Below are 19327 nucleotides of genomic sequence, written 5' to 3' on the forward strand. Positions count from 1 at the left end.
CGTCAGATCGTGCGCAGAGCGTAGGCCTCGGCGCCTTGTCGGTCCATAGGCGCGGGGCTAGCCTGCTTTCTGACGGGTCATCAGATTACCCGGAAGGGCCGGAGGGATGACCGGAGGAGGGACCATGACCGAGCTTCCCCGGATCGTCAGCGTCGACGACCACGTGATCGAGCCCGCGCATCTCTTCGAGACCTGGCTGCCCGCCAAGTACCGCGACCGAGGCCCGAGGCCCCTGACGACCGGCATCGGCGAACTCGCCTACGTGGGTGGCAAGTACCGGATCACCATGGACCCCGACGGGCCGCCCGCCGACTGGTGGATCTACGAGGACCTGAAGTTCCCGTACAAGCGCAACATCGCCGCCGTCGGCTTCGACCGCGACGACATGACCCTGGAGGGCATCACGCGCGCCGAGATGCGGCGCGGCTGCTGGGACCCCGTCGCCCGGCTGAAGGACATGGACCTCAACCACGTCGAGGCGTCCCTGTGCTTCCCCACCTTCCCGCGCTTTTGCGGGCAGACCTTCGCGGAGGCGCACGACAAGGAGGTCGCCCTCGCCTGCGTCCGCGCCTACAACGACTGGATGGTCGAGGAGTGGTGCGGCGACAGCGGCGGCCGGCTCATCCCGCTGTGCATCATCCCGCTCTGGGACATCGGCCTCGCGGTCGCCGAGGTGGAGCGGAACGCCGCGCGGGGCGTGCGGGCCGTCACCTTCTCCGAGATCCCCACCCACCTCGGGCTGCCCTCGATCCACTCCGGCCACTGGGACCCCTTCTTCGCGATCTGCCAGGAGACCGGCACCGTCGTCAACATGCACATCGGCTCGTCCTCCCAGATGCCGGCCGCCTCCCCCGACGCCCCGCCCGCCGTACAGGCCGCGCTCTCCTTCAACAACGCCATGGCCTCGATGATGGACTTCCTCTTCAGCGGCGTCCTCGTGAAGTTCCCGACGCTCAAACTGGCCTACTCGGAGGGCCAGATGGGCTGGATCCCGTACGCGCTGGAGCGCGCCGACGACGTGTGGGAGGAGCACCGCGCGTGGGGCGGCGTGAAGGACCTGATCCCCGAGCCGCCCTCGACGTACTACTACCGGCAGATGTTCTGCTGCTTCTTCCGCGACAAGCACGGCGTGGCCTCGCTGGACGTCGTCGGCCGGGACAACGCCACCTTCGAGACCGACTACCCGCACGTCGACTCGACCTTCCCGCACACCAAGGAGGTCGCCCTCGACCACGTCCGGGGACTCGACGACGAGACGATCCACAAGCTGATGCGCGGCAACGCCATCCGCATGCTCGGCCTGGACCTGGACAAGTAGGCCGCGCGTGGACCTCACGTACACCGAGCAGGAGGAAGCCTTCCGGGCCGGGCTGCGCGAGTGGCTCGCCACGGCGCTGGCGAAGCTGCCCCCGGCACCCTCGCCGGGGGACTGGCCGGGGCGGCGCGCGTACGACACCGGCTGGCAGCGCATGCTCCACGACGCCGGGTACGGCCAGGTGCACTGGGACGCCTCCCCCACGCAGCGACTGATCTTCCTGGAGGAGACGGAGAAGGCGGGCGCGCCCTATGTGGGCGCCAACTTCGTGGGCCTGCTGCACGCCGGGCCCACCATCGCCTCCGAAGGCACCCCCGAACAGCGCGAGCGGTGGCTGCCGCCCGTGCTGCGCGGCGACGAGGTGTGGTGCCAGGGGTTCAGCGAACCGGACGCGGGCTCCGACCTCGCGTCGCTGCGCACGCGCGCGTGGCGGGACGGCGACCACTACGTGGTACGCGGGTCCAAGATCTGGACCTCGCACGCGGAGGTCGCCGACTGGTGCGAACTCCTGGTGCGTACCACTCCGGTGAGCGAGGCCGTGCCCAAGCACCGGGGCATCACCTGGCTCGCCCTGCCGATGGACGCCCCGGGGGTCACCGTGCGCCCGCTGCGCACCCTGGCCGGCTCCACCGAGTTCGCCGAGGTGTTCCTGGACGACGTGCGGGTGCCGGTCGCGAACCGCGTCGGGCAGCAGGACGACGGCTGGCGCGTGACCATGGTGACCCTCTCCTACGAGCGCGGCACCGCCTTCGTGGGGGAGGTGGTGGCCTGCCGCCGCGTCCTCGGCGAGATCGCGCGCGAGGCGCGCGCGAACGGCCGCTGGGACGATGTGGCGCTGCGCCGCAGACTCGGCAGGCTCGCCGCGGAGTTCTCGGCGCTGTGGCGCCTCACGCAGTGGAACGTGAGCGAGGCGCAGCGCTCGGGGGGCGTGCCCGGGGTGGGCGGTTCGGTCTTCAAGCTGCGGTACTCGCACGCGCGCCAGGAGCTGTACGACGCCGCCGCGCAGGTGCTCGGGGCCGGTGCGCTGGACCTCGAACGGCCGTGGGCCCTGGAGCGGCTGTCGTCGCTGTCGTACACGATCGCCGCGGGCACCTCGCAGATCCAGCAGAACATCGTGGCCGAGCGCATCCTCGGCCTCCCGAAGGGGCGGTGAGGCTCCGTATGGATTTCCAACTGACGGATGACCAGCGGGCCTTGCGGGTGGGGGTGCGGGAGCTCCTGGAGGGGCGGTTCTCCGCCCGGGACTGCGTGCGGTCGGGCGAGGGGGAGCCCTCTCCGGAGGGCGCGGGCCGGCTCGACCGGGGGCTGTGGCGGGAACTGGGCGCGGCCGGATTCTTCTCGCTGACGCTGCCCGAGGCGCGGGGCGGCGTCGGGCTCGGGCCGCCGGAGGCCGTACTGGCCTTCGAGGAGGCGGGGCGGGCGCTGCTCTCGGGGCCCGCCGTGGCGACGTTCCTGGCGGCGGGCGAGGTGGCGGGCGCCGCGACGGGGGACACCGTCGTGACGGCCGTCGACGGGACGCTGGTGCCCTGGCTGGCGGAGGCGGACGTCGTCCAGGGGGACGCGGCCGGCGCGGTGGCGCTGCGCTCGCTCGACCCGCTGACGCCGCTGCACCGCGTACCGGGACCGCCCGCGCCCGGCCGGGGAACGCTCCTGCACGCCGCCGAACAGCTGGGCAGCGCCGCCCGCACCGGTGAGCTGGCCGTCCGGTATGCCCGCGTACGTACACAGTTCGGACAGCCCATCGGCGCCTTCCAGGCCGTGCAGCACCTCTGCGCGCAGATGCTCGTGCGCGCCGAGGTCGCCCGTGCCGCCGTGTACGCCGCCGCCGTGACCGGCGACCCGCTGGAGGTCTGCGGCGCGAAGCTGCTGGCCGACGACGCGGCCGTGCGCAACGCGCGCGACTGCCTCCAGGTGCACGGCGGCATGGGCTTCACCTGGGAGGCCGAGGTGCACCTGCACCTCAAGCGGGCCTGGGTGCGCGCGGAGCTGGGGCAGACCGCGGACGCGGCGGCGGAAGCGCTTGCCGATGCGCTGTGAATGCGGACAGTGACACTACGGAGCGTTGATATCGGGTTGTGTCCTACGCGTGACTCGTCACGGCCCGGAGTCGGTGTCCGGCTCGGGTACCTTGTGTCAGATGCGAGTGGTTCTGAGGCTGAGCCATCCCGGTGGCGCCCCCGCGGCGGCGCCGTACCCGGCGATGCACACCGCTCGCGACGCAGGACGGGGCCCCGTGCCCGCCTGTTCGACCCCCCGCGGTACGCGTCGCACAGTATGCAGCACGCGTACTCCTTCGCGCTGGAATATGCCCGAAGCGCTTGTTGGGGTGACTGAACGTCAATCATGCTGTCTCCTAAGGGGATCACGTTCCGTGACCCCGTGGAGTCGCGAGGCGATGTGTCCGCCGGTTCGGATGGTGTGAGCGGTGCAGGTGCTTCAAGTTCAGCTGGAGGTCGGGGCCGATCCCGCGGAGGTGGGACGGGCCAGGCGATGGGCCCGTTCCCGGCTGGCGGGTTCCGGGATAGAGGTCGACGAGCCGGTGGCCGAGACGCTGATCCTGCTGATCTCGGAACTCGTCACCAACGCGGTGGTGCACACCGGCTGTCCGGCCGTGCTGCGCATGCTGCTCCCCGGTGTCCCCGCCCGGACGCCGGGGACGGTCCGGGTCGAGGTGGCCGACCGCAGCACCCGCCCGCCCCGGCAGCGGCACGCCCAGGGCGACGAGACGGGCGGCCGCGGCCTGGAGCTGGTCGACGGTCTCGCCGACCGCTGGGGCTGGCAGCCCGAGGGCGGCGGCAAGAGCATCTGGTGCGAGGTGGACCGGTGCGAACCGGGCGTCGCGGCCGTGGCGTTCGACGGTGTGTCCTACGGGGACACCGATGCCGACGTGGCCTACGAGGCCGTCTGAGCCCGAGCGCCGTGTGCGCCGTGGTGTGCCACGGTGCGCGCTCCTGTGCGCGGGCGGAATAATTCGGGCATATTCCATGAATCCCCGGCACGGTGTTGACGTGACGTGTCCGATTGATCACGCTTGTGTGCAGCGATTCGCCGCGAGGGGACGTCGAGGGTGCTCGGTGACGGAGATCCTCGGCGAGATGTGGGTCGCGATATCGGCGTCGGTCCCCTCGCTGCCGTGAGGGACTCCCCCCGGGGGGTGGGGGCAGTGTCGAGCGCCGAGCCGGATGGTGGCGCGCGGCGGCGCGCTCGGGGCGGGAGCCGACGCGCCGCCGTCCGGGAGGGAAAGGGCCCGGGGGGGCGGGGGCTCGGCGGGGGAGCGGCGCCGCGTCCGCTCACAGCACCGCGACCGGCGCCACGGGCGTCCCCGTGCCGCCGACGAACGGCTCCGGCATCGCGGACAGCAGGAAGGTGTAGCGGGAAACTTCTGCACAGGCTGTGGACAACTTCTCCAGGTTCCAGTTCTGGCCCTGGAGCATCCCCATCTCCACCAGGTCGAGCGCGTGCACGGGCAGCCACAGGTCCGCGATCTCCGGCGGGAAGATCTCGAAGGTCAGGGTGTCGTTGGCGACGGCGGCCACGTCCCGGGCGTGGAACCACTCGGGGGTGCGCAGCGACAGGCCGGGCGACGGATGTCCGTACGCGTGTTTGTCGCCCGCCAGATACACCTGGAGCTGCCCCGTGCGGACCAGGACGATGTCGCCGGCGCGGACGGCGACCCGCCCGAACTCCGCGGCTTCGTCCAGGTCTTCGGGCGACACCGCGTGGCCGCCCGGCAGCCGGTCGACACCCTTGGCGCGCGCCACGTCGAGCAGTACGCCGCGCGAGACGACGTGCGGTGCCTTGTCGATGCCGCTGAACCGCGCGCCGGTGTGGGCCGTGATGGTGTCCGCGCGGCGGCCGTTGTAGATCTTCCCGGAGTGCGAGGCGTGGGTGAGGGCGTCCCAGTGGGTGGCGGTCTGCAGGCCCATCGTCACGGCGTCGTCGCTGGTGGCGACGGTGCCGGGGCCGAAGAGCTCCTGGTTGATCTGCACCATGGCGTGCAGCGGGTTCGCCCGGCCCGGGATCAGACCCGTCTGGACGCCGTCCTCCTTCAGGGGCAGCGCGAGCGGGACGCGGCGTCCGGAGCGGACCTCGGCGGCGGCCGCCCGCACGACGTCGTCGGTGATGAGGTTGAGCGTGCCGATCTCGTCGGCGGAGCCCCAGCGCCCCCAGTTGTTCACGCGTTCGGCGATGTCGTGGAACTCGGGCGGCAGCGACATGGATCCTCCGCGGGGCTTGTCTTCCGGTGTCCGGGGGGCCATAAAATCTAACGGGCCGTCAGAAACCGCGGGAAGGGGCCGGCGTGGGGAACTTCTTGGCAGGCAAGGTGGTGGCCGTCACCGGTGCCGGGCGCGGCATCGGCAGGGCCGTCGCGCTCGCCGCGGCGGAGAACGGGGCGAAGGTCGTCGTCAACGACCACGGCGTCTCCGTGGCGGGCGCCGAGCCGGGCAGCGAAGTGGCCGACGCGGTCGTCGAGGAGATCCGGGCGGCGGGCGGTGAGGCCGTCGCCGTCGCGGACGACATCGCGACCATGGCGGGCGGGCAGCGGCTCGTGGACGTCGCCCTCGCCGCGTACGGACGCCTCGACTCGGCGGTGTGCGTGGCCGGGATCCTGCGCGAGCGGATGCTGTTCAACATGTCCGAGCAGGAGTGGGACGCGGTGCTCGCCACGCATCTGAAGGGCACGTTCACCGTCTTCCGCGCCGCGTCGGCGGTGCTGCGCGAACAGGGCTCCGGCACCCTGATCGGCTTCACCAGCGGCAACCACCAGGGTTCCGTCGCCCAGGCCAACTACAGCGCGGCCAAGGGCGGGATCATCTCGCTGGTGCGCAGCGCGGCCCTCGGCCTGCACAAGTACGGGGTGACGGCGAACGCGGTGGCGCCCGTCGCGCGGACGCGGATGTCGGCGAACGTACCGATGGAGCTGACGGAGATCGGCGAACCGGAGGACGTGGCGGCCCTCGTCGTCTACCTGCTGAGCGACCGGGCCCGGCAGGAGCGGATCACCGGGCAGGTCTACACGATCGCCGGTCCCAAGATCGCCGTGTGGGCGCAGCCGCGCGAGCTGCGCGCCGGGTACGCCGAGGGGTCCTGGACGCCGGAGCGGATCGCCGACTTCCTGCCCGGGACGGTCGGCACCGACCCCATGCCGCTGCTGGCGCGGGTGGAGGACATGGCCAGGGCGGCGGCCGACGGGGCGCGCCCGAACGCGTAGGCGGAAAGGGGCGGGCGGTGGATTTCGGTTTCGGACCCGAGGACGAGGCCTTTCGCGCCGAGGCGCGCGGCTGGCTCGCCGGGCACCTCACCGGGGAGCACGCGCGCGTACGCGGGCGTGACGGGCCCGGCAGCGAGCACGAGGGCGGGGCGGGGCGCCGGGCCTGGGAGCGGGAACTGGGGCGCGGCGGCTGGATCGGCCTCGGCTGGGACGCCGACGGGTACGGCAACCGGCGGGCCACCCTCACCCAGCAGGTCGTCTGGGCCGAGGAGTACGCCCGCGCGCGGGCGCCCGCCCGCTGCGGGCACATCGGCGAGAACCTCCTCGCGCCGACCCTCCTGGCGTACGGCAGCGCCGAGCAGCGGGCTCAGTTCCTGCCGCCGATCGCGCGGGGCGAGGAGCTGTGGTGCCAGGGCTACAGCGAACCGGACGCCGGGTCGGACCTGGCGGGGGTGCGGACGCGGGCGGTGCGCGACGGTGCCGGGCTGCGCGTCACTGGGCAGAAGATCTGGACCTCGCTGGCGCGCGAGGCCGACTGGTGCTTCGTCCTCGCGCGGACGGAGGAAGGGTCCCGGGGGCACCGCGGGCTCTCGTTCGTCCTGGTCCCGATGGACCAGCCAGGCCGTGTCGACGTACGGCCCATCCGGCAGCTGACCGGCACCAGCGAGTTCAACGAGGTCTTCTTCGACGGCGCCCGCGCGCGCGGCGAGCACGTGGTGGGCGGTCTCGGTGGCGGATGGCGGGTCGCCATGGGCCTGCTCGGCTTCGAGCGCGGGGTGTCCACCCTCGCGCAACAGATCGGCTTCGCCGCGGAGTTGGCCGACGTCGTCCGGGAGGCGGTCGCCTCCGGGGCGGTGCGGGACGCCGTGGTGCGCGAACGGCTGGAGCGGCTGTGGGCCGAGCTGCGGGTCATGCGGTGGCACGCGCTGCGCACGCTCGGCTCCGGGGCGCGGGCCCTGCCCGGCGCCCCCAGTGTGGCCAAGCTGCTGTGGGGGCGGTGGCATCAGCGGCTCGGTGAGCTGGCCGTCCAGGTGCGGGGGGCGGCGGGCGCCGTCGGCCCCGCGGACTGGCGGGCGGGGGCGCCGTACGAACTCGACGCCGCGCAGCGCCTGTTCCTCTTCAGCCGCGCCGACACCGTCTACGGCGGCTCGGACGAGGTGCAGCGCGACATCATCGCCGAGCGGGTGCTCGGTCTGCCGAGAGAGGCCCGGGGGCCTCGGTGAGGGGTGCGTGGTGAGGGGTGTCGTCTTCGACGGGGAACGGGCCGAGGTGGTGCGGGACCTTGCGGTGAGGGACCCGGGACCCGGCGAGGTGCTGGTCGCCGTGGCGGCGGCCGGGCTGTGCCACAGCGATCTGTCCGTGATCGACGGGACCATACCCTTCCCGCCGCCCGTGGTCCTCGGGCACGAGGGGGCGGGCGTCGTGGCGGCGGTGGGGCCCGGCGTCGGGCACGTGGCCCCCGGGGACCACGTGGCGCTGTCCACCATCGCCAGCTGCGGTGTCTGCGCCGAGTGCGGGCGGGGCCGGCCGACCATGTGCCGCGAGGCCATCGGGGCGCCGGAACGGCCGTTCTCGCGGGCGGGTGTGCCGCTGTACCAGTTCGCGGCCACCTCCGCCTTCGCCGAACGCACCCTCGTCAAGGCCGTGCAGGCGGTGCGGATCCCCGACGACGTGCCGCTGACGTCGGCCGCACTGATCGGATGCGCCGTCGTGACGGGCGTGGGGGCGGTGCTGAACCGGGCCGAGGTCGGCCCCGGCGACACCGTGCTGGTCATCGGCGCGGGCGGCATCGGCCTCAACGTGCTCCAGGGCGCGCGGATCGCGGGCGCCGCGACGATCGTCGCCGTCGACGCGAACCCCGACAAGGAGGCGGTGGCGCGGCGGTTCGGGGCCACGCACTTCCTCACGTCGACCGCCGAGGTGCGCGACGTACTGCCCCGGGGCGTCGACCACGCCTTCGAGTGCGTGGGGCGGGTCTCGCTCGTACGGGAGGCGGTGGACCTGCTGGACCGGCACGGGCAGGCCGTCCTGCTCGGCATGCCGGGGGCGACGGCGGAGGCGTCGTTCGTGGTGGCCTCGCTCTTCCTGGACAAGGCGGTACTCGGCTGCCGGTACGGCAGTTCGCGCCCGCAGCGGGACTTCGCGCTGTACGCGCGGATGTACCGCGAGGGGGGGCTGCTCCTGGACGAGCTGGTGACGGCGACCTATCCGGTGGAGGACTTCGCGAAGGCGGCGGCGGACGCGGGGGCGGGGCGGGTGGCGCGGGCGGTGCTCACGTTCTGAGGGGCCGTGCGGGGCGGACGGCCCCAGGGGAAACGGGGAAGCGGCCTGTCGGTGGGGGCCGTTAGGTTCGGGGGATGAGCTATCGCGAGGTCATGACAGGGGACGTGGTCCGTTGGGGAGCCGTGGCGGTGGCCGCCCGTATGCCCGTGGCGGCGGCTCCGCTGGCGCTCGTCTTCCTGGTGCGCGAGCGCCCGGGAGGCTACGCCCTGGGCGCGGTGCTCGCCGCGGTGTACGTCGTCGGGGAGATCGTCGGGGCGCCGCTCCTCGGGATGCGGATGCGCCCCGAACGCGCCCGGCCGCAGCTGGCCGTGGGGCTGGCGGTGGGGGCGCTCGCGTTCCTGGCCCTGGGCGCGCTGCCGCACGCGCATCCCGGCGTGCTGGGCACGTTCGCCTTCGTCGCCGGTGCCGCGCCCGCCGCCGCGCCCGGCGGGCTGCGCGCGCTGCTGACCGGCCTCATACCGGAGAAGGCCGTCGCGCAGGCCCTGTCCGTCGAGTCCATGCTGACCTTCGCCATCTGGGCGGTGGCGCCCGCCGCCGTGACCGGGCTCGCGCTCGGCGCCTCGCCGGTGCTGCCACCGCTGCTGGCGGGCGGTCTGATGGCCGCCTCCGTGGCCGGACTGTGGCTGCTGCCCGCGGGCTGGCGCTCGGACGCGGACGACCGGGGCGGGGAGTCCATGGCGCGGATCCTGGCGCGGGCCTGGCCGATCTTCGTGACCGGCGCGGCGAGCCTGTCGATGCTGGCCCTGGCCGAGCTGGTGCTGCCCGCGCTCCTGGAGCAGCGCGGGATCGGGGTGGGCTGGGCGGGACCGCTGCTGGCCTGTCTCGCGGTGGGTTCCGCGACCGGGTCGTTCGTCTACGGGCTGCGGTCCTGGCCGGGGCGGCTGCGCACCCAGAGCATGGTGTTGATGTTCGCCGTCTCGGGGTGCCTGGCGGTCGTCGCCGTGCTGCCGTCGGGCGTGGGCCCGCTGGCGGCCGTCCTCGGCGTGGCGGGCGTCCTGCAGGCCGGCGCCATGCTGACCCGGAACCTGTCGCTGCGGGAGGCGCTGCCGCCCAGCGCCCTCGCCGCGGGCTATTCGGTGATGTACGCGGCCGTGGGCGCCGGATACGCGGCGAGCGGGTCGCTCGCGGGCGGCCTGCTGAGCGTCGTCGCGCCGTCCACGGCGATCCTGGCGGGCGTCGGGCTCGGCGTCGTGCTGACCGTGATCGGGGTGCTGGGCGAGGTGCGGCCGGCGGCGGGGCGGGCGGTGGTGGTGTCAGGCGGTGGTGACGGCGCGGAACGTACGGCGGTAGGTGGTGGGGGTGACGCCGAGCGCGGTCTGTAGGTGCTGGCGCATCGACTGGGCCGTGCCGAAGCCCGCCGCGCGCGCCACCTGGTCGACGGAGAGATCGCTGGACTCCAGCAGGTGCCGCGCGCGGTCGACGCGTTGCATGGCCAGCCACTGGCCGGGGCTGACGCCGACCTCCTCGCGGAAGCGGCGGGTGAAGGTGCGCACCGACATGGACTCCCGCGCGGCCAGGTCGCGCAGGCGCAGTGGCTGGTCGAGTCGGTCCAGCGCCCAGGTCCTCGCCGCCGTGGTGGTCGCCAGCCGCGGTTCGGGGACGGGGCGCTGGATGTACTGGGCCTGGCCGCCGTCGCGGTGGGGCGGTACGACCGTGCGGCGGGCCACGTCGTTGGCGACCGCGGTGCCGTGGTCGCGGCGTACGAGATGGACGCAGAGGTCGATACCCGCGGCCACGCCCGCCGACGTCAGCACGTCGCCGTCGTCGATGAACAGCACGTCCGCGTCGACTTCCACCCGCGGGAACAGCTGCTGGAAGTGGGCGGCGCTGGCCCAGTGCGTGGTCGCCGGGCGGCCGTCGAGGAGGCCGGCGGCGGCCAGGACGTAGCTGCCCGTGCAGATCGAGATCAGGCGGGTGCCCGGCCTGATGTGCCCGAGCGCGGCGGCCAGTTCACCGGTGAGGCGGCCCTCCTCGTAGACCGGCCCCAGTTCGTACGAGGCGGGGATCACGACCGTGTCCGCCGTGGCCAGCGCCCGCGGTCCGTGCTCGACGAGGATCGCGAAGTCGGCGTCCGACCGGACCGGCCCCGGCGCCCGCACGGAGCAGGTGACGACCTCGTACAGCGGGCGGCCCGCGGCATCCCGCGCACGGCCGAAGATCCGCTGCGGGATGCCCAGTTCGAAGGGGATCACCCCGTCGAGGGCGAGGACGACCACGCGGTGGCGGGAGGCGGTCTCGGGGGCGGGCCGGTGGGCCGGGCCAGAAGTGCCGTCGGAGGCGGGCATGGCCCGATCCTAGCGAACCGTGACCTTCGGGCCACTCGTTTCGCGCCATCCCGTCCCCGACCCTTGGTGACGTGACCCAGACAACCGAGCCGCCCGCACGGACCCCCGGGCCGAGTGGACCCCATGGCCCGAGCGGCCCGAACGAACTGAACGAGCCAGGCGGGCCGAAGGGGGCCAAGGAGCCGAAGGGTGCGGGCCGCCGCGGGCTCCGTGTGCACCGTGCGTGGTTCGTCGCCGCCGTCGCGTTCGTGACGATCATCGGCGCCGCCGCGTTCCGCTCCCTGCCGAGCCTGCTCATCGACCCGCTGCACCAGGAGTTCGGCTGGTCGCGCGGGACCATCGGCCTCGCGGTCTCCGTCAACCTCGCGCTGTACGGCCTCACCGCGCCGTTCGCCGCCGCGCTGATGGACCGCTTCGGCATCCGCAGGGTCGTCGCGGTCGCCCTGATCGTCATCGCGCTCGGCTCCGGGCTGACCGTGTGGATGGAGTCCGCCTGGCAGCTCCTGCTGTGCTGGGGGCTGCTCGTCGGGCTCGGCTCGGGCTCGATGGCGCTCGCCTTCGCCGCCACCGTCACCAACCGCTGGTTCACCGAGCGGCGCGGCCTGGTCACCGGCATCCTCACGGCCGCCTCCGCATCCGGCCAGCTGATCTTCCTGCCGCTGCTCTCCTGGATCGTCGACACCTACCGGTGGCGGCCGGCCGCCGTGACGGTCGCGCTCGCCGCGCTGGCGGTCGTCCCCTTCGTCTGGCTGCTGCTGCGCGACCACCCGGCGGACGTGGGCCTGAAGGCGTACGGCGCCACGGAGTTCGCCCCGAAGCCGCCGCCCGTCGCCGGGGCCGCCCGGCGCACCGTGGGCGTGCTCCTGAAGGCGGCCCGCACCGGACCGTTCTGGCTGCTCGCGGGGAGCTTCGCGATCTGCGGGGCCTCGACGAACGGCCTGATCCAGACCCACTTCGTGCCCGCCGCGCACGACCACGGCATGCCCATCACGGCCGCTGCCTCGCTGCTCGCCGTCATCGGCGTCTTCGACGTCGTCGGGACCATCGCCTCGGGCTGGCTCACCGACCGCTTCGACGTGCGGCGCCTGCTCGCCGTGTACTACGCGCTGCGCGGCGTCTCGCTGCTCTTCCTGCCGATCCTGCTCGCCCCGAACGTGCACCCGCCGATGCTCTTCTTCATCGTCTTCTACGGCCTCGACTGGGTCGCGACCGTCCCGCCGACCCTCGCCCTGTGCCGCGAGCACTACGGCGACGACAGCGCGATCGTCTTCGGCTGGGTCCTGGCCTCGCACCAGGTGGGTGCCGCCGTGGTGGCGTTCCTCGGCGGTGTCGTGCGGGACGCCTTCGGGTCGTACGACGTGATCTGGTACGCCTCCGGGGCCCTGTGCGCGGCGGCGGCGCTGATGGCCCTGGTGGTCCGGCGGCGCGACCCGGCGGACCTGCCGGCCCTCACGGCGTGAAGCGGCCGAACCGGCCCCGGTGGAAGAGCAGCGGTGCCGGGCCCGTGCCGGTGGTGCCGAGGGCGTCCACCCTGCCCACCACGATGAGGTGGTCGCCGCCGGGGTGCACCGCTTGGACCGTGCAGTCGATCCAGGCGGGGACGCCGGCCAGGCGCGGGGAGCCGGTCACGGGCGCCGCGTCGTAGGCCACCCCGGCGAACTTGTCGGCGCCGCTCACCGCGAAGCCCCGGCACAGCTCGCCCTGGTCGGCGCCGAGGACGTTCACGCAGAAGACGCCGGCGCGGGCGATGCGGGGCCAGGTGGTGGACGTACGCGCCACCATGAAGGAGACCAGTGGCGGGTCGAGGGAGAGCGAGGAGAACGACTGGCACGCGAAGCCCGCCGGGCCCGCGCCCTCTTCGCCGGGGGGAGCGGTGATCACGGTGACGCCCGTCGCGAAGTTCCCGAGGACGCGGCGGAACTCGCCCGGGTCCAGGGGGGCCCGTTCGTCGTCGCCGACCGCCCGCAGCCGGGGGCGGGGCAGTGCTTCGTCCGAAGGCGTTCTCGGCGCGGGGCCCGTGGTGGGCGCCCCGACCGACCTGAGGTACCGGACGGCGGCGGCCGCCATCCCTGCGTGTCCCATCACGACGACCATTGAAGCTGACGGGGCGTCAGTTGGAAAGCCCGGGAGGGGCGGGAAGGGCGGGGCGTGGCCACTCCCGCCCCACGCGTATCTTCAGGCCCATGAAGTGGGGGAACGCCGGCGGGGGCACCAAGGAAGCGGGCCCTGAGGGGACCTGGAGCGGCATCCGGTTGCGGGCCGCCTCGGCGGCGTGCGCGGCGCAGCTGCCGGTGGCCGGTGTGGTGGCCTTCACGCTGACGCTCGACGACGACGCCCGGGGGGCGGGCGGTCCCGCCTTCGGGCTGGCCTGCGCCCTTTTCCTCGGCCCCTTCGTGCTGCCGGTCCTCGGCCTGCTGCACGCCGCCGTGCTCACCCTCCCCGCCGTCGGCCTCGGCCGCCTGGCCGCCGCGCGCCTTCGCCGGGGCCGCGAGTGGGCCTGGTCGCTCCTGTGCCTGCTGCCGGTCGCCGGCGTGTGGGGCCTCTTGTTCGTGGTGTTGGGCGCGACCTTCGTGGCGCCGGTGCTGTGGTGCGCGGCGAGCGGTGTGCTGCCCGTGCTGCACATCGCGTACTGCCTGCGGCGCGAGAAGCGCCTGGGCCGCCCCCTGCGGAAGGTGTGGATCCTGTCGGGGCTCGCCTCGCTCGGCCTGTGCGTGGCGGTCTTCGGCGCCGCCGTCCTGGCCACGCTGGCGGGCGTCCTCAAGGAGTACGAGCCGCCGCGGCTCTCCGCCGCGCAGCTCGCCGGCACCTGGCGCGGCGAGGACGACGAGAGCGTGGTCCTGCGGCTGCGGGGCGACGGGCGGGCCGTGCTGGACGGCACCCCCTTCGAGCGGGAGTCGGGCGATTCGTACGACGGTAGCGGGCTGTCCCGCTGTCATGCCACCGGCACGTGGACGCTGGGCGACGCGCTCTACGAGCGGCGTCCGGCGGTGGCGGTGGAGGCCGATGCGTGCGGGGACGGCCAGCGGTGGACTGTCGGCGGGACGCAGGCGCGCCCCGAGCTGTTCGTGGCGTTCGGGGACCCGGACTCGCCGGACATCGAGGTGCTGGTGCGGCGGTGAGGGTGGGGCGGCGGGGCCGCCGAGGCAGGGGGCCGGGGTGTGCGAGGCAGTGGGCCGTCGAGGCGGGGGCCGAGGGGCGTGGGTGGTGGGGGCGTCGCGGTCGGTGGCGGGGAGGGTGGGCACGGCGGTGGTGTGCGGCAGGGCGAGGGGCGTGAGGTGGTGGGGCGCCCGAGGCAGGGGGCGAGGGGTGTGAGGCAGTGGGCCGTCGAGGCGGGGGCCGAGGGGCGTGGGTGGTGGGGCGTGGGTGGTGGGGGCGTCGCGGTCGGTGGCGGGGGAGGGTGGGCATGGCGGTGGTGTGCGGCAGGGCGAGGGGCTGAGGCAGTGGCTTTGAGGGGTCCCGGGGGCTGTCAGCGGCCTTGGTAGGTGGGGGCGCGGCGTTCCACGAAGGCGGTGACGCCTTCGTGCGCGTCCGCGGTGGTCATGTTGATCTCCTGGGCGTCCGCCTCCGCCGCGAAGGCCGTCGCGCGGTCCGATTCCAGGGAGGCGTTGACCAGGCGCTTGGTCAGGGCGAGGGCCCGGGTCGGCCCGGTCGCCAGGCGCTCGGCCCACTCCCGCGCCGTCTTCTCCAGCTCGGCGGCCGGTACGACGCGGTTGACGAGGCCGAGGCGTTCGGCGTCGGCGGCGGACACGGCGTCCCCGAAGAACATCAGCTCCTTGGCCCGCCGCGGGCCGATCAGGCGCGGCAGCAGATAGGCGCCGCCGCCGTCCGGGACGAGGCCGCGGCGGGCGAACACCTCGATGAACCGGGCCGGTTCGGCGGCGATCACCAGGTCGCAGGCGAGGGCGAGATGAGCGCCGAGGCCGGCCGCGGTGCCGTTCACGGCGGCGATCACCGGCTTCTCGCAGTCCAGCACCGCGGAGATCAGGCGCTGGGCGCCCCGCCTGAGGGTCCGGGCGACGTCACCGGCCATGCGTTCCGCGGGCGGGGGCGCCTGGCGTTCGCCGGGTGAGGACGCCTCGGCTGAGGCGGGTGCCGCGCGCAGGTCGGCGCCCGCGCAGAAGCCCTTGCCGACCGCGGTGATCACGACGGCCCGCACGGCGGGGTCGGCGGACGCCTCGTCGAGCAGGGCGATGACGCGTTCGCGCTGGTCCCAGGTAAGGGCGTTCAGGACCTCGGGCCGGTTGAACGTGATCCACGAGACGCCGTTGTCAGTGGTGTGCCGTATCAAGGGACGTGGGGGTTCGGGAGCTTCGTTTCGCGCTGAGGGGGAGGCGGCTGTCATGGGGGAGTGGCTCCGTTTCGAGGGCCGGGCCGGCGGGGGCGCGGGGGCACGTTCAGGGGCGGCAGGTGGCGAACGCGTCGAGGGCGACGGCGCCCTGCCCCCGGGGCAGCACCATCAGTGGATTGATGTCCAGCTCCGCCAGTTCGTCGCCCAGTTCGAGGGCCATCCGCTGGACCCGCAGCACCACTTCCACGAGCGCGTCCACATCGGCGGGCGGCGCCCCGCGGACCCCGTCCAGCAGGGCGCGCCCGCGCAGCTCGTGGAGCATGGCCTTCGCCTGGTCCTCCCCGAAGGGCGGCACCCGCACCGCCGTGTCCCGCAGGACCTCGACGAGCACACCGCCGAGGCCCACCGTCACGGTCGGCCCGAAGAGCGGATCGTGGGTGGCCCCGACGACCATCTCGACGCCCGGTTCGACCAGTTGGCAGACCAGGACGCCGTCCAGCGCCACCTCTTCGTAGCGGGCGATGTCCGTCAGCTCCCGATAGGCGTCCCGCACCTGGCTCGCGGAGGTCAGCCCGAGCTTCACCAGGCCCAGCTCGCTCTTGTGCGCGATCCGGGCGCCGGAGGCCTTCATGACGACCGGATAGCCGACGAGCCCGGCGGCGCGGACGGCCGCCGCCGCGCTGGTCACCAACTGCTCGCGCGGTACGCGGATCCCGTACGCCCGCAGCAGCTGCTTCGCCGCGTGTTCGCTGAGCTGCTCGCCGGGCCGCATCAGGGCCAGCGCCTTGCGGAAGGACGGCGAGGGGGTGCGCGGTGCCTCGTCGAAGGGGGAGCGGTAGCCGGTGGTGAAGCGGTGGTGGTCCAGATGGGCGCGCACCGCCGTGATGCAGTTGGCGAAGGTGCGGAAGGTGGCGACGCGGGAGGAGCCGAGCAGCGTACGGCGGTAGGCGTCCTCGGTGCCGACCGGCGAGCCCCACACCACGCACACCAGTTTGTCCGTCCGCTCGGCCGCGTCCACCAGGTCCCGCGCGAGCTGGTCGCTCATCGGCGGGAAGGGGCCGGTGATGGGGCAGATGAGCACGCCCACCTGCGGATCGTCCAGGATCGCGTCGATGATTCTGCGGCCGCGCCAGTCGCCCACGGGGTGGCCGCCGCTGTCGACGGGGTTGGTGACGTTCAGGTACGGCGGTATCCACTGGTGCAGCTCCGCCTGCTTGGCGTCGCAGAGCGTGGGCAGCCGCAGCCCCGCCTCGGTCGCCAGGTCCGCGAAGTGCGCGCCCGTACCGCCCGAGATCGAATAGACGACGACGCCGTCGGCGAGCGGCGCGCGGGCCCGGGCCAACAGGGCGGCGGTGTCCTGGAGTTCGTCGAGCCCGTCCACACGGATCACGCCGAACTGCCGCATGGCCGCGTCCACCACCGCGTCGGCCCCGGTCAGCTTGCCGGTGTGCGAGGCCGCCGTGCGGGCGCCGGTCTCGGTGCGGCCGACCTTGACGGCGACGACGGGCACGCCCCGCCGGGCGGCCCGGTCGGCGGCGAGCAGGAAGGCGCGGCCGTCCTTGAGCCCCTCGACGTAGCAGGCGATGGCGCCGACCTCGGGGCGTTCGGCGAAGTAGGAGATGAAGTCGGAGGTCTCCAGGTCGGCCTCGTTGCCGGTGGGCGCCCAGTGGGAGAGGCGGATGCCGAGCTCTTGCAGGGCGAAGAGGGGGCGGCCCTGGTGGCCGGACTGGGTGATGAGCGCGATGGCCGGGCCTTCGAGGTCGTCGCGGAACTGCTCGAAGGCGTTGAGGTTGGTGTTGGGGCCGAGCAGCCGCAGGCCCGAGCGGCGTACGGCGGCGCCGAGGCGGGCCTGGGCGGCCGCGCCCTGGTCACCGGTCTCGGCGAAACCGGCGGCGAAGGCCACGGCGAACCGCACCTTCTCCTCGGCGAGCTGCTCGATCACGGGCAGCGGATCGGCGACGAGCAGTACGGCGAGGTCGACCGGTTCGGGAAGGTCGGCGACGGAAGGGGAACAGGGGATGCCGAAGACCGACCGACGGGTGGGGTGCACGGGGTGCAGGCGCGCGCCGGTCCGCTCGGCCCAGGCGATGAGCCGGCGGGTGATGCCGGCGCCTGCCCGCCCCTCGGTGTCCGAGGCGCCGACGACGGCGACGGACTCGGGCCGGAAGAAGCGGTCCAGGTCGGGCACGTCGGCGTGCAGCGGCCGGCCGCTGACGTCCAGGTCGCCCGCCGTGGTGGCCCTGCCGTGGACGGCGGTGCCCGGGAGTTCGCCGCAGGCCACGACATGGGCGCGGCGGGGGTCGGTGGTGAAGGTGCCGTGAGTCGATCCAAGCATCGGTCCACCCGCTCCTGTGTGACAGCACTTACTGACGCACAGTCAGATTACTGAACTGACGCCCCGTCAGGAATGGTGTTGCAGGCAAAGGCTGGTGCCCTTGGCGGTGGGCCGGCGGGACGGTGGGGGCGTGGGGCGGAGGTGGTTTCGTGCTCCGCCGTCCACGGAAGCGTGGAATCCCCTTGCTGCCAAGGGAGGGAATCGGCCGGGGTGGCGGGTCTTCGCGTACGTACGCGTGTGCATGCGGACGCTCGTGCCGATCCTCGCGCCCCTTAAGGGGTCGCCTTGCGGCTGTGGCGGGCTATCGCTTTCGCGATCTTCTCGGCGTCGCGGGACAGTTCGCGGAGCATTCCGCTGATGGGGTTGGTGAAGCCGGTGAAGTACAGGCCGGGGGCCCGCTTCGGGGCGCGGCGGCCGTGCGCGGTGGGGCGCCCGCGTGCGTCGAGGACGCCGAGGTCGCCGACCAGGCCCTCCAGGGCGCGCCGGTAGCCGGTCGCGGCGATGACGGCGTCCGGCTCGATCCTGCTGCCGTCCGCCAGGACGACCTTGCCGTCCTCGAAGGACTCCACGGCGGCGACGGGCTCGACCCGGCCCTTGCGCACGGCGTCGATCAGTCCGACGTCCTGCACGGGGATCGCGCCCTGCCTGGCGCGGGAGTAGAGCCCGGTGTCCGGTCGCGGCAGCCCGCGCGCCGACAGGTCGGGGACGGAGATCCTGGCGAACGGCACGGCGAGCCGGTCGACCAGCGCGGCCGGCAGCCTGCGGCACAGGATGCCGGTGAGCTGGGCGGGCCAGCCGGCCGTGGAGCGGCGCACGATGTGCGGGGCGGTGCGCACCGCGAGGCGGACCCGGGCGGCGCCGCCCTCGACCAGGTCGACGGCTATCTCCGCGCCGGTGTTGCCGACGCCGACGACCAGGACGTCCTTGCCGGCGAAGGGTGCCGGGGCGCGGTAGTCGGCGGCGTGCAGCAGTTCGCCGCGGTAGGTGTCGCGGCCCGGCCAGTCGGGGAGGCGGGGCGTGTGGTTGTGGCCGGTGGCGACCACGACCGCGCTGCCGGTCAGCTCCCGGCCACCGGTGGCGCGCAGCAGCCAGCCGGTGCCGTCGGCGGTGCGTTCCAGGCCGGTCACCTCGACCCCGGTGACGACGTCGAGGCGGTGGTGCTCGGCGTACTTCTCCAGGTAGCGGATCAGGTTGTCCCGTGACACCCAGCGGCCGAACGCCCGGGGCATGGCGAGGCCGGGCAGGGCGGAGAGGCGGCGGGTCGTGTGCAGGTGGAGGCGGTCGTAGTGACCGCGCCAGGAGGCGCCGACGTGCCCGGACTTCTCCAGGACGACCGCGCGGACGCCTCGCGCGCGCAGCGCCGCGGCGACGGCCAGGCCGCCGGGCCCGCCACCGATGACGTACACGGGGTGGCGGCGCTTCGGGCGGGTCGTCGGCGGGGCAGTCGGGTCGGCCATGACTGGAGAGTAACCGCGTGCTTACTTGACGGGTGACGGACAAGTCCGGAATCGGTTGCGAATCGATCACGGGAGCGCCGGGTCCCACCGCGCCACACCCCCTGCTCACCCGGCGCCCCTCTTGCGCTCGTGGCGCCGGTGCGCTGAACTGA

The 19327-nt window shown here is 73.9% G+C and carries 16 protein-coding genes; 10 read left to right on the top strand and 6 right to left on the bottom strand.

Features of this window, described 5'->3' with window-relative positions:
• The first annotated feature begins 124 nt into the window (after positions 1–124).
• From ACZ5GP_RS16445 to ACZ5GP_RS16460, 4 genes are all read left to right on the top strand, one after another.
• On the top strand, positions 125–1318 hold the full coding sequence (locus tag ACZ5GP_RS16445) for an amidohydrolase family protein (protein ID WP_468751484.1): 1194 nt from the start codon (positions 125–127) through the stop codon (positions 1316–1318).
• Positions 1319–1325: 7 nt separating this feature from the next.
• A complete protein-coding gene (locus tag ACZ5GP_RS16450) occupies positions 1326–2468 on the top strand; it encodes an acyl-CoA dehydrogenase family protein (protein ID WP_468751485.1) in 1143 nt (380 codons plus the stop codon).
• A gap of 8 nt (positions 2469–2476) precedes the next feature.
• Entirely contained in the window at positions 2477–3352 is an 876-nt protein-coding gene (locus tag ACZ5GP_RS16455; protein ID WP_468751486.1) for an acyl-CoA dehydrogenase family protein, read from the top strand.
• A 388-nt stretch (positions 3353–3740) separates the two neighbouring features.
• Complete coding sequence (locus ACZ5GP_RS16460; RefSeq protein ID WP_468751487.1) at positions 3741–4223, top strand: ATP-binding protein; 483 nt, start codon at positions 3741–3743, stop codon at positions 4221–4223.
• Positions 4224–4605: 382 nt separating this feature from the next.
• Here ACZ5GP_RS16460 and ACZ5GP_RS16465 read toward each other — a convergent pair whose 3' ends face one another.
• Positions 4606–5532, bottom strand: a complete 927-nt coding sequence (locus ACZ5GP_RS16465) for a cyclase family protein (protein WP_468751488.1) — start codon at positions 5530–5532, stop codon at positions 4606–4608.
• Positions 5533–5615: 83 nt separating this feature from the next.
• Here ACZ5GP_RS16465 and ACZ5GP_RS16470 point away from each other — a divergent pair, with 83 nt between their 5' ends.
• The 4 genes from ACZ5GP_RS16470 to ACZ5GP_RS16485 all read left to right on the top strand — a co-directional run bounded on the left by ACZ5GP_RS16470 (position 5616) and on the right by ACZ5GP_RS16485 (position 10132).
• On the top strand, positions 5616–6527 hold the full coding sequence (locus ACZ5GP_RS16470; protein WP_468751489.1) for an SDR family NAD(P)-dependent oxidoreductase: 912 nt from the start codon (positions 5616–5618) through the stop codon (positions 6525–6527).
• Between the two features lie 17 nt (positions 6528–6544).
• Positions 6545–7750, top strand: a complete 1206-nt coding sequence (locus ACZ5GP_RS16475) for an acyl-CoA dehydrogenase family protein (protein WP_468751490.1) — start codon at positions 6545–6547, stop codon at positions 7748–7750.
• 10 nt (positions 7751–7760) lie between these two features.
• A complete protein-coding gene (locus tag ACZ5GP_RS16480) occupies positions 7761–8810 on the top strand; it encodes an alcohol dehydrogenase catalytic domain-containing protein (RefSeq protein ID WP_468751491.1) in 1050 nt (349 codons plus the stop codon).
• Between the two features lie 74 nt (positions 8811–8884).
• Positions 8885–10132 (top strand): MFS transporter, encoded by a 1248-nt coding sequence (locus tag ACZ5GP_RS16485; protein WP_468751492.1) that lies wholly within the window; start codon positions 8885–8887, stop codon positions 10130–10132.
• Here ACZ5GP_RS16485 and ACZ5GP_RS16490 read toward each other — a convergent pair.
• Positions 10064–11095 (bottom strand): GlxA family transcriptional regulator, encoded by a 1032-nt coding sequence (locus ACZ5GP_RS16490; RefSeq protein ID WP_468751493.1) that lies wholly within the window; start codon positions 11093–11095, stop codon positions 10064–10066. The two genes, ACZ5GP_RS16485 and ACZ5GP_RS16490, sit on opposite strands and share 69 nt — an antisense overlap.
• Before the next feature lie 146 nt (positions 11096–11241).
• Here ACZ5GP_RS16490 and ACZ5GP_RS16495 point away from each other — a divergent pair, with 146 nt between their 5' ends.
• Positions 11242–12555 carry an MFS transporter gene (locus ACZ5GP_RS16495; protein ID WP_468751776.1) on the top strand — a complete coding sequence of 438 codons (1314 nt, stop codon included), beginning with the start codon at positions 11242–11244 and terminating at the stop codon, positions 12553–12555.
• Here ACZ5GP_RS16495 and ACZ5GP_RS16500 read toward each other — a convergent pair.
• Positions 12545–13177, bottom strand: coding sequence for a flavin reductase family protein (locus tag ACZ5GP_RS16500; RefSeq protein ID WP_468751494.1), 633 nt, complete (start codon positions 13175–13177; stop codon positions 12545–12547). The two genes, ACZ5GP_RS16495 and ACZ5GP_RS16500, sit on opposite strands and share 11 nt — an antisense overlap.
• Positions 13178–13278: 101 nt before the next feature.
• Here ACZ5GP_RS16500 and ACZ5GP_RS16505 point away from each other — a divergent pair, with 101 nt between their 5' ends.
• Positions 13279–14214, top strand: coding sequence for a hypothetical protein (locus ACZ5GP_RS16505; protein WP_468751495.1), 936 nt, complete (start codon positions 13279–13281; stop codon positions 14212–14214).
• Positions 14215–14561: 347 nt separating this feature from the next.
• On the opposite strand, the gene ACZ5GP_RS16510 is transcribed toward ACZ5GP_RS16505, so the two are convergent.
• From ACZ5GP_RS16510 to ACZ5GP_RS16520, 3 genes are all read right to left on the bottom strand, one after another.
• Positions 14562–15383, bottom strand: a complete 822-nt coding sequence (locus ACZ5GP_RS16510) for an enoyl-CoA hydratase/isomerase family protein (RefSeq protein ID WP_468751496.1) — start codon at positions 15381–15383, stop codon at positions 14562–14564.
• A gap of 106 nt (positions 15384–15489) precedes the next feature.
• Positions 15490–17718, bottom strand: a complete 2229-nt coding sequence (locus ACZ5GP_RS16515; RefSeq protein ID WP_468751497.1) for an acetate--CoA ligase family protein — start codon at positions 17716–17718, stop codon at positions 15490–15492.
• Between the two features lie 272 nt (positions 17719–17990).
• Positions 17991–19175, bottom strand: coding sequence for a flavin-containing monooxygenase (locus ACZ5GP_RS16520; protein WP_468751498.1), 1185 nt, complete (start codon positions 19173–19175; stop codon positions 17991–17993).
• Positions 19176–19327: the final 152 nt, after the last annotated feature.

This window comes from Streptomyces sp. NPDC031466, assembly GCF_055581265.1.

Excerpts from the sequence above, each read along its gene's own strand:
- ACZ5GP_RS16445 (WP_468751484.1), top strand. The coding sequence starts at position 125 with ATGACCGAGCTTCCCCGGATCGTCAGCGTCGACGACCACGTGATCGAG.
- ACZ5GP_RS16455 (WP_468751486.1), top strand. The coding sequence starts at position 2,477 with ATGGATTTCCAACTGACGGATGACCAGCGGGCCTTGCGGGTGGGGGTG.
- ACZ5GP_RS16465 (WP_468751488.1), bottom strand. The coding sequence starts at position 5,532 with ATGTCGCTGCCGCCCGAGTTCCACGACATCGCCGAACGCGTGAACAAC.
- ACZ5GP_RS16485 (WP_468751492.1), top strand. The coding sequence starts at position 8,885 with ATGAGCTATCGCGAGGTCATGACAGGGGACGTGGTCCGTTGGGGAGCC.
- ACZ5GP_RS16490 (WP_468751493.1), bottom strand. The coding sequence starts at position 11,095 with ATGCCCGCCTCCGACGGCACTTCTGGCCCGGCCCACCGGCCCGCCCCC.
- ACZ5GP_RS16500 (WP_468751494.1), bottom strand. The coding sequence starts at position 13,177 with ATGGGACACGCAGGGATGGCGGCCGCCGCCGTCCGGTACCTCAGGTCG.
- ACZ5GP_RS16505 (WP_468751495.1), top strand. The coding sequence starts at position 13,279 with ATGAAGTGGGGGAACGCCGGCGGGGGCACCAAGGAAGCGGGCCCTGAG.
- ACZ5GP_RS16515 (WP_468751497.1), bottom strand. The coding sequence starts at position 17,718 with ATGCTTGGATCGACTCACGGCACCTTCACCACCGACCCCCGCCGCGCC.
- ACZ5GP_RS16520 (WP_468751498.1), bottom strand. The coding sequence starts at position 19,175 with ATGGCCGACCCGACTGCCCCGCCGACGACCCGCCCGAAGCGCCGCCAC.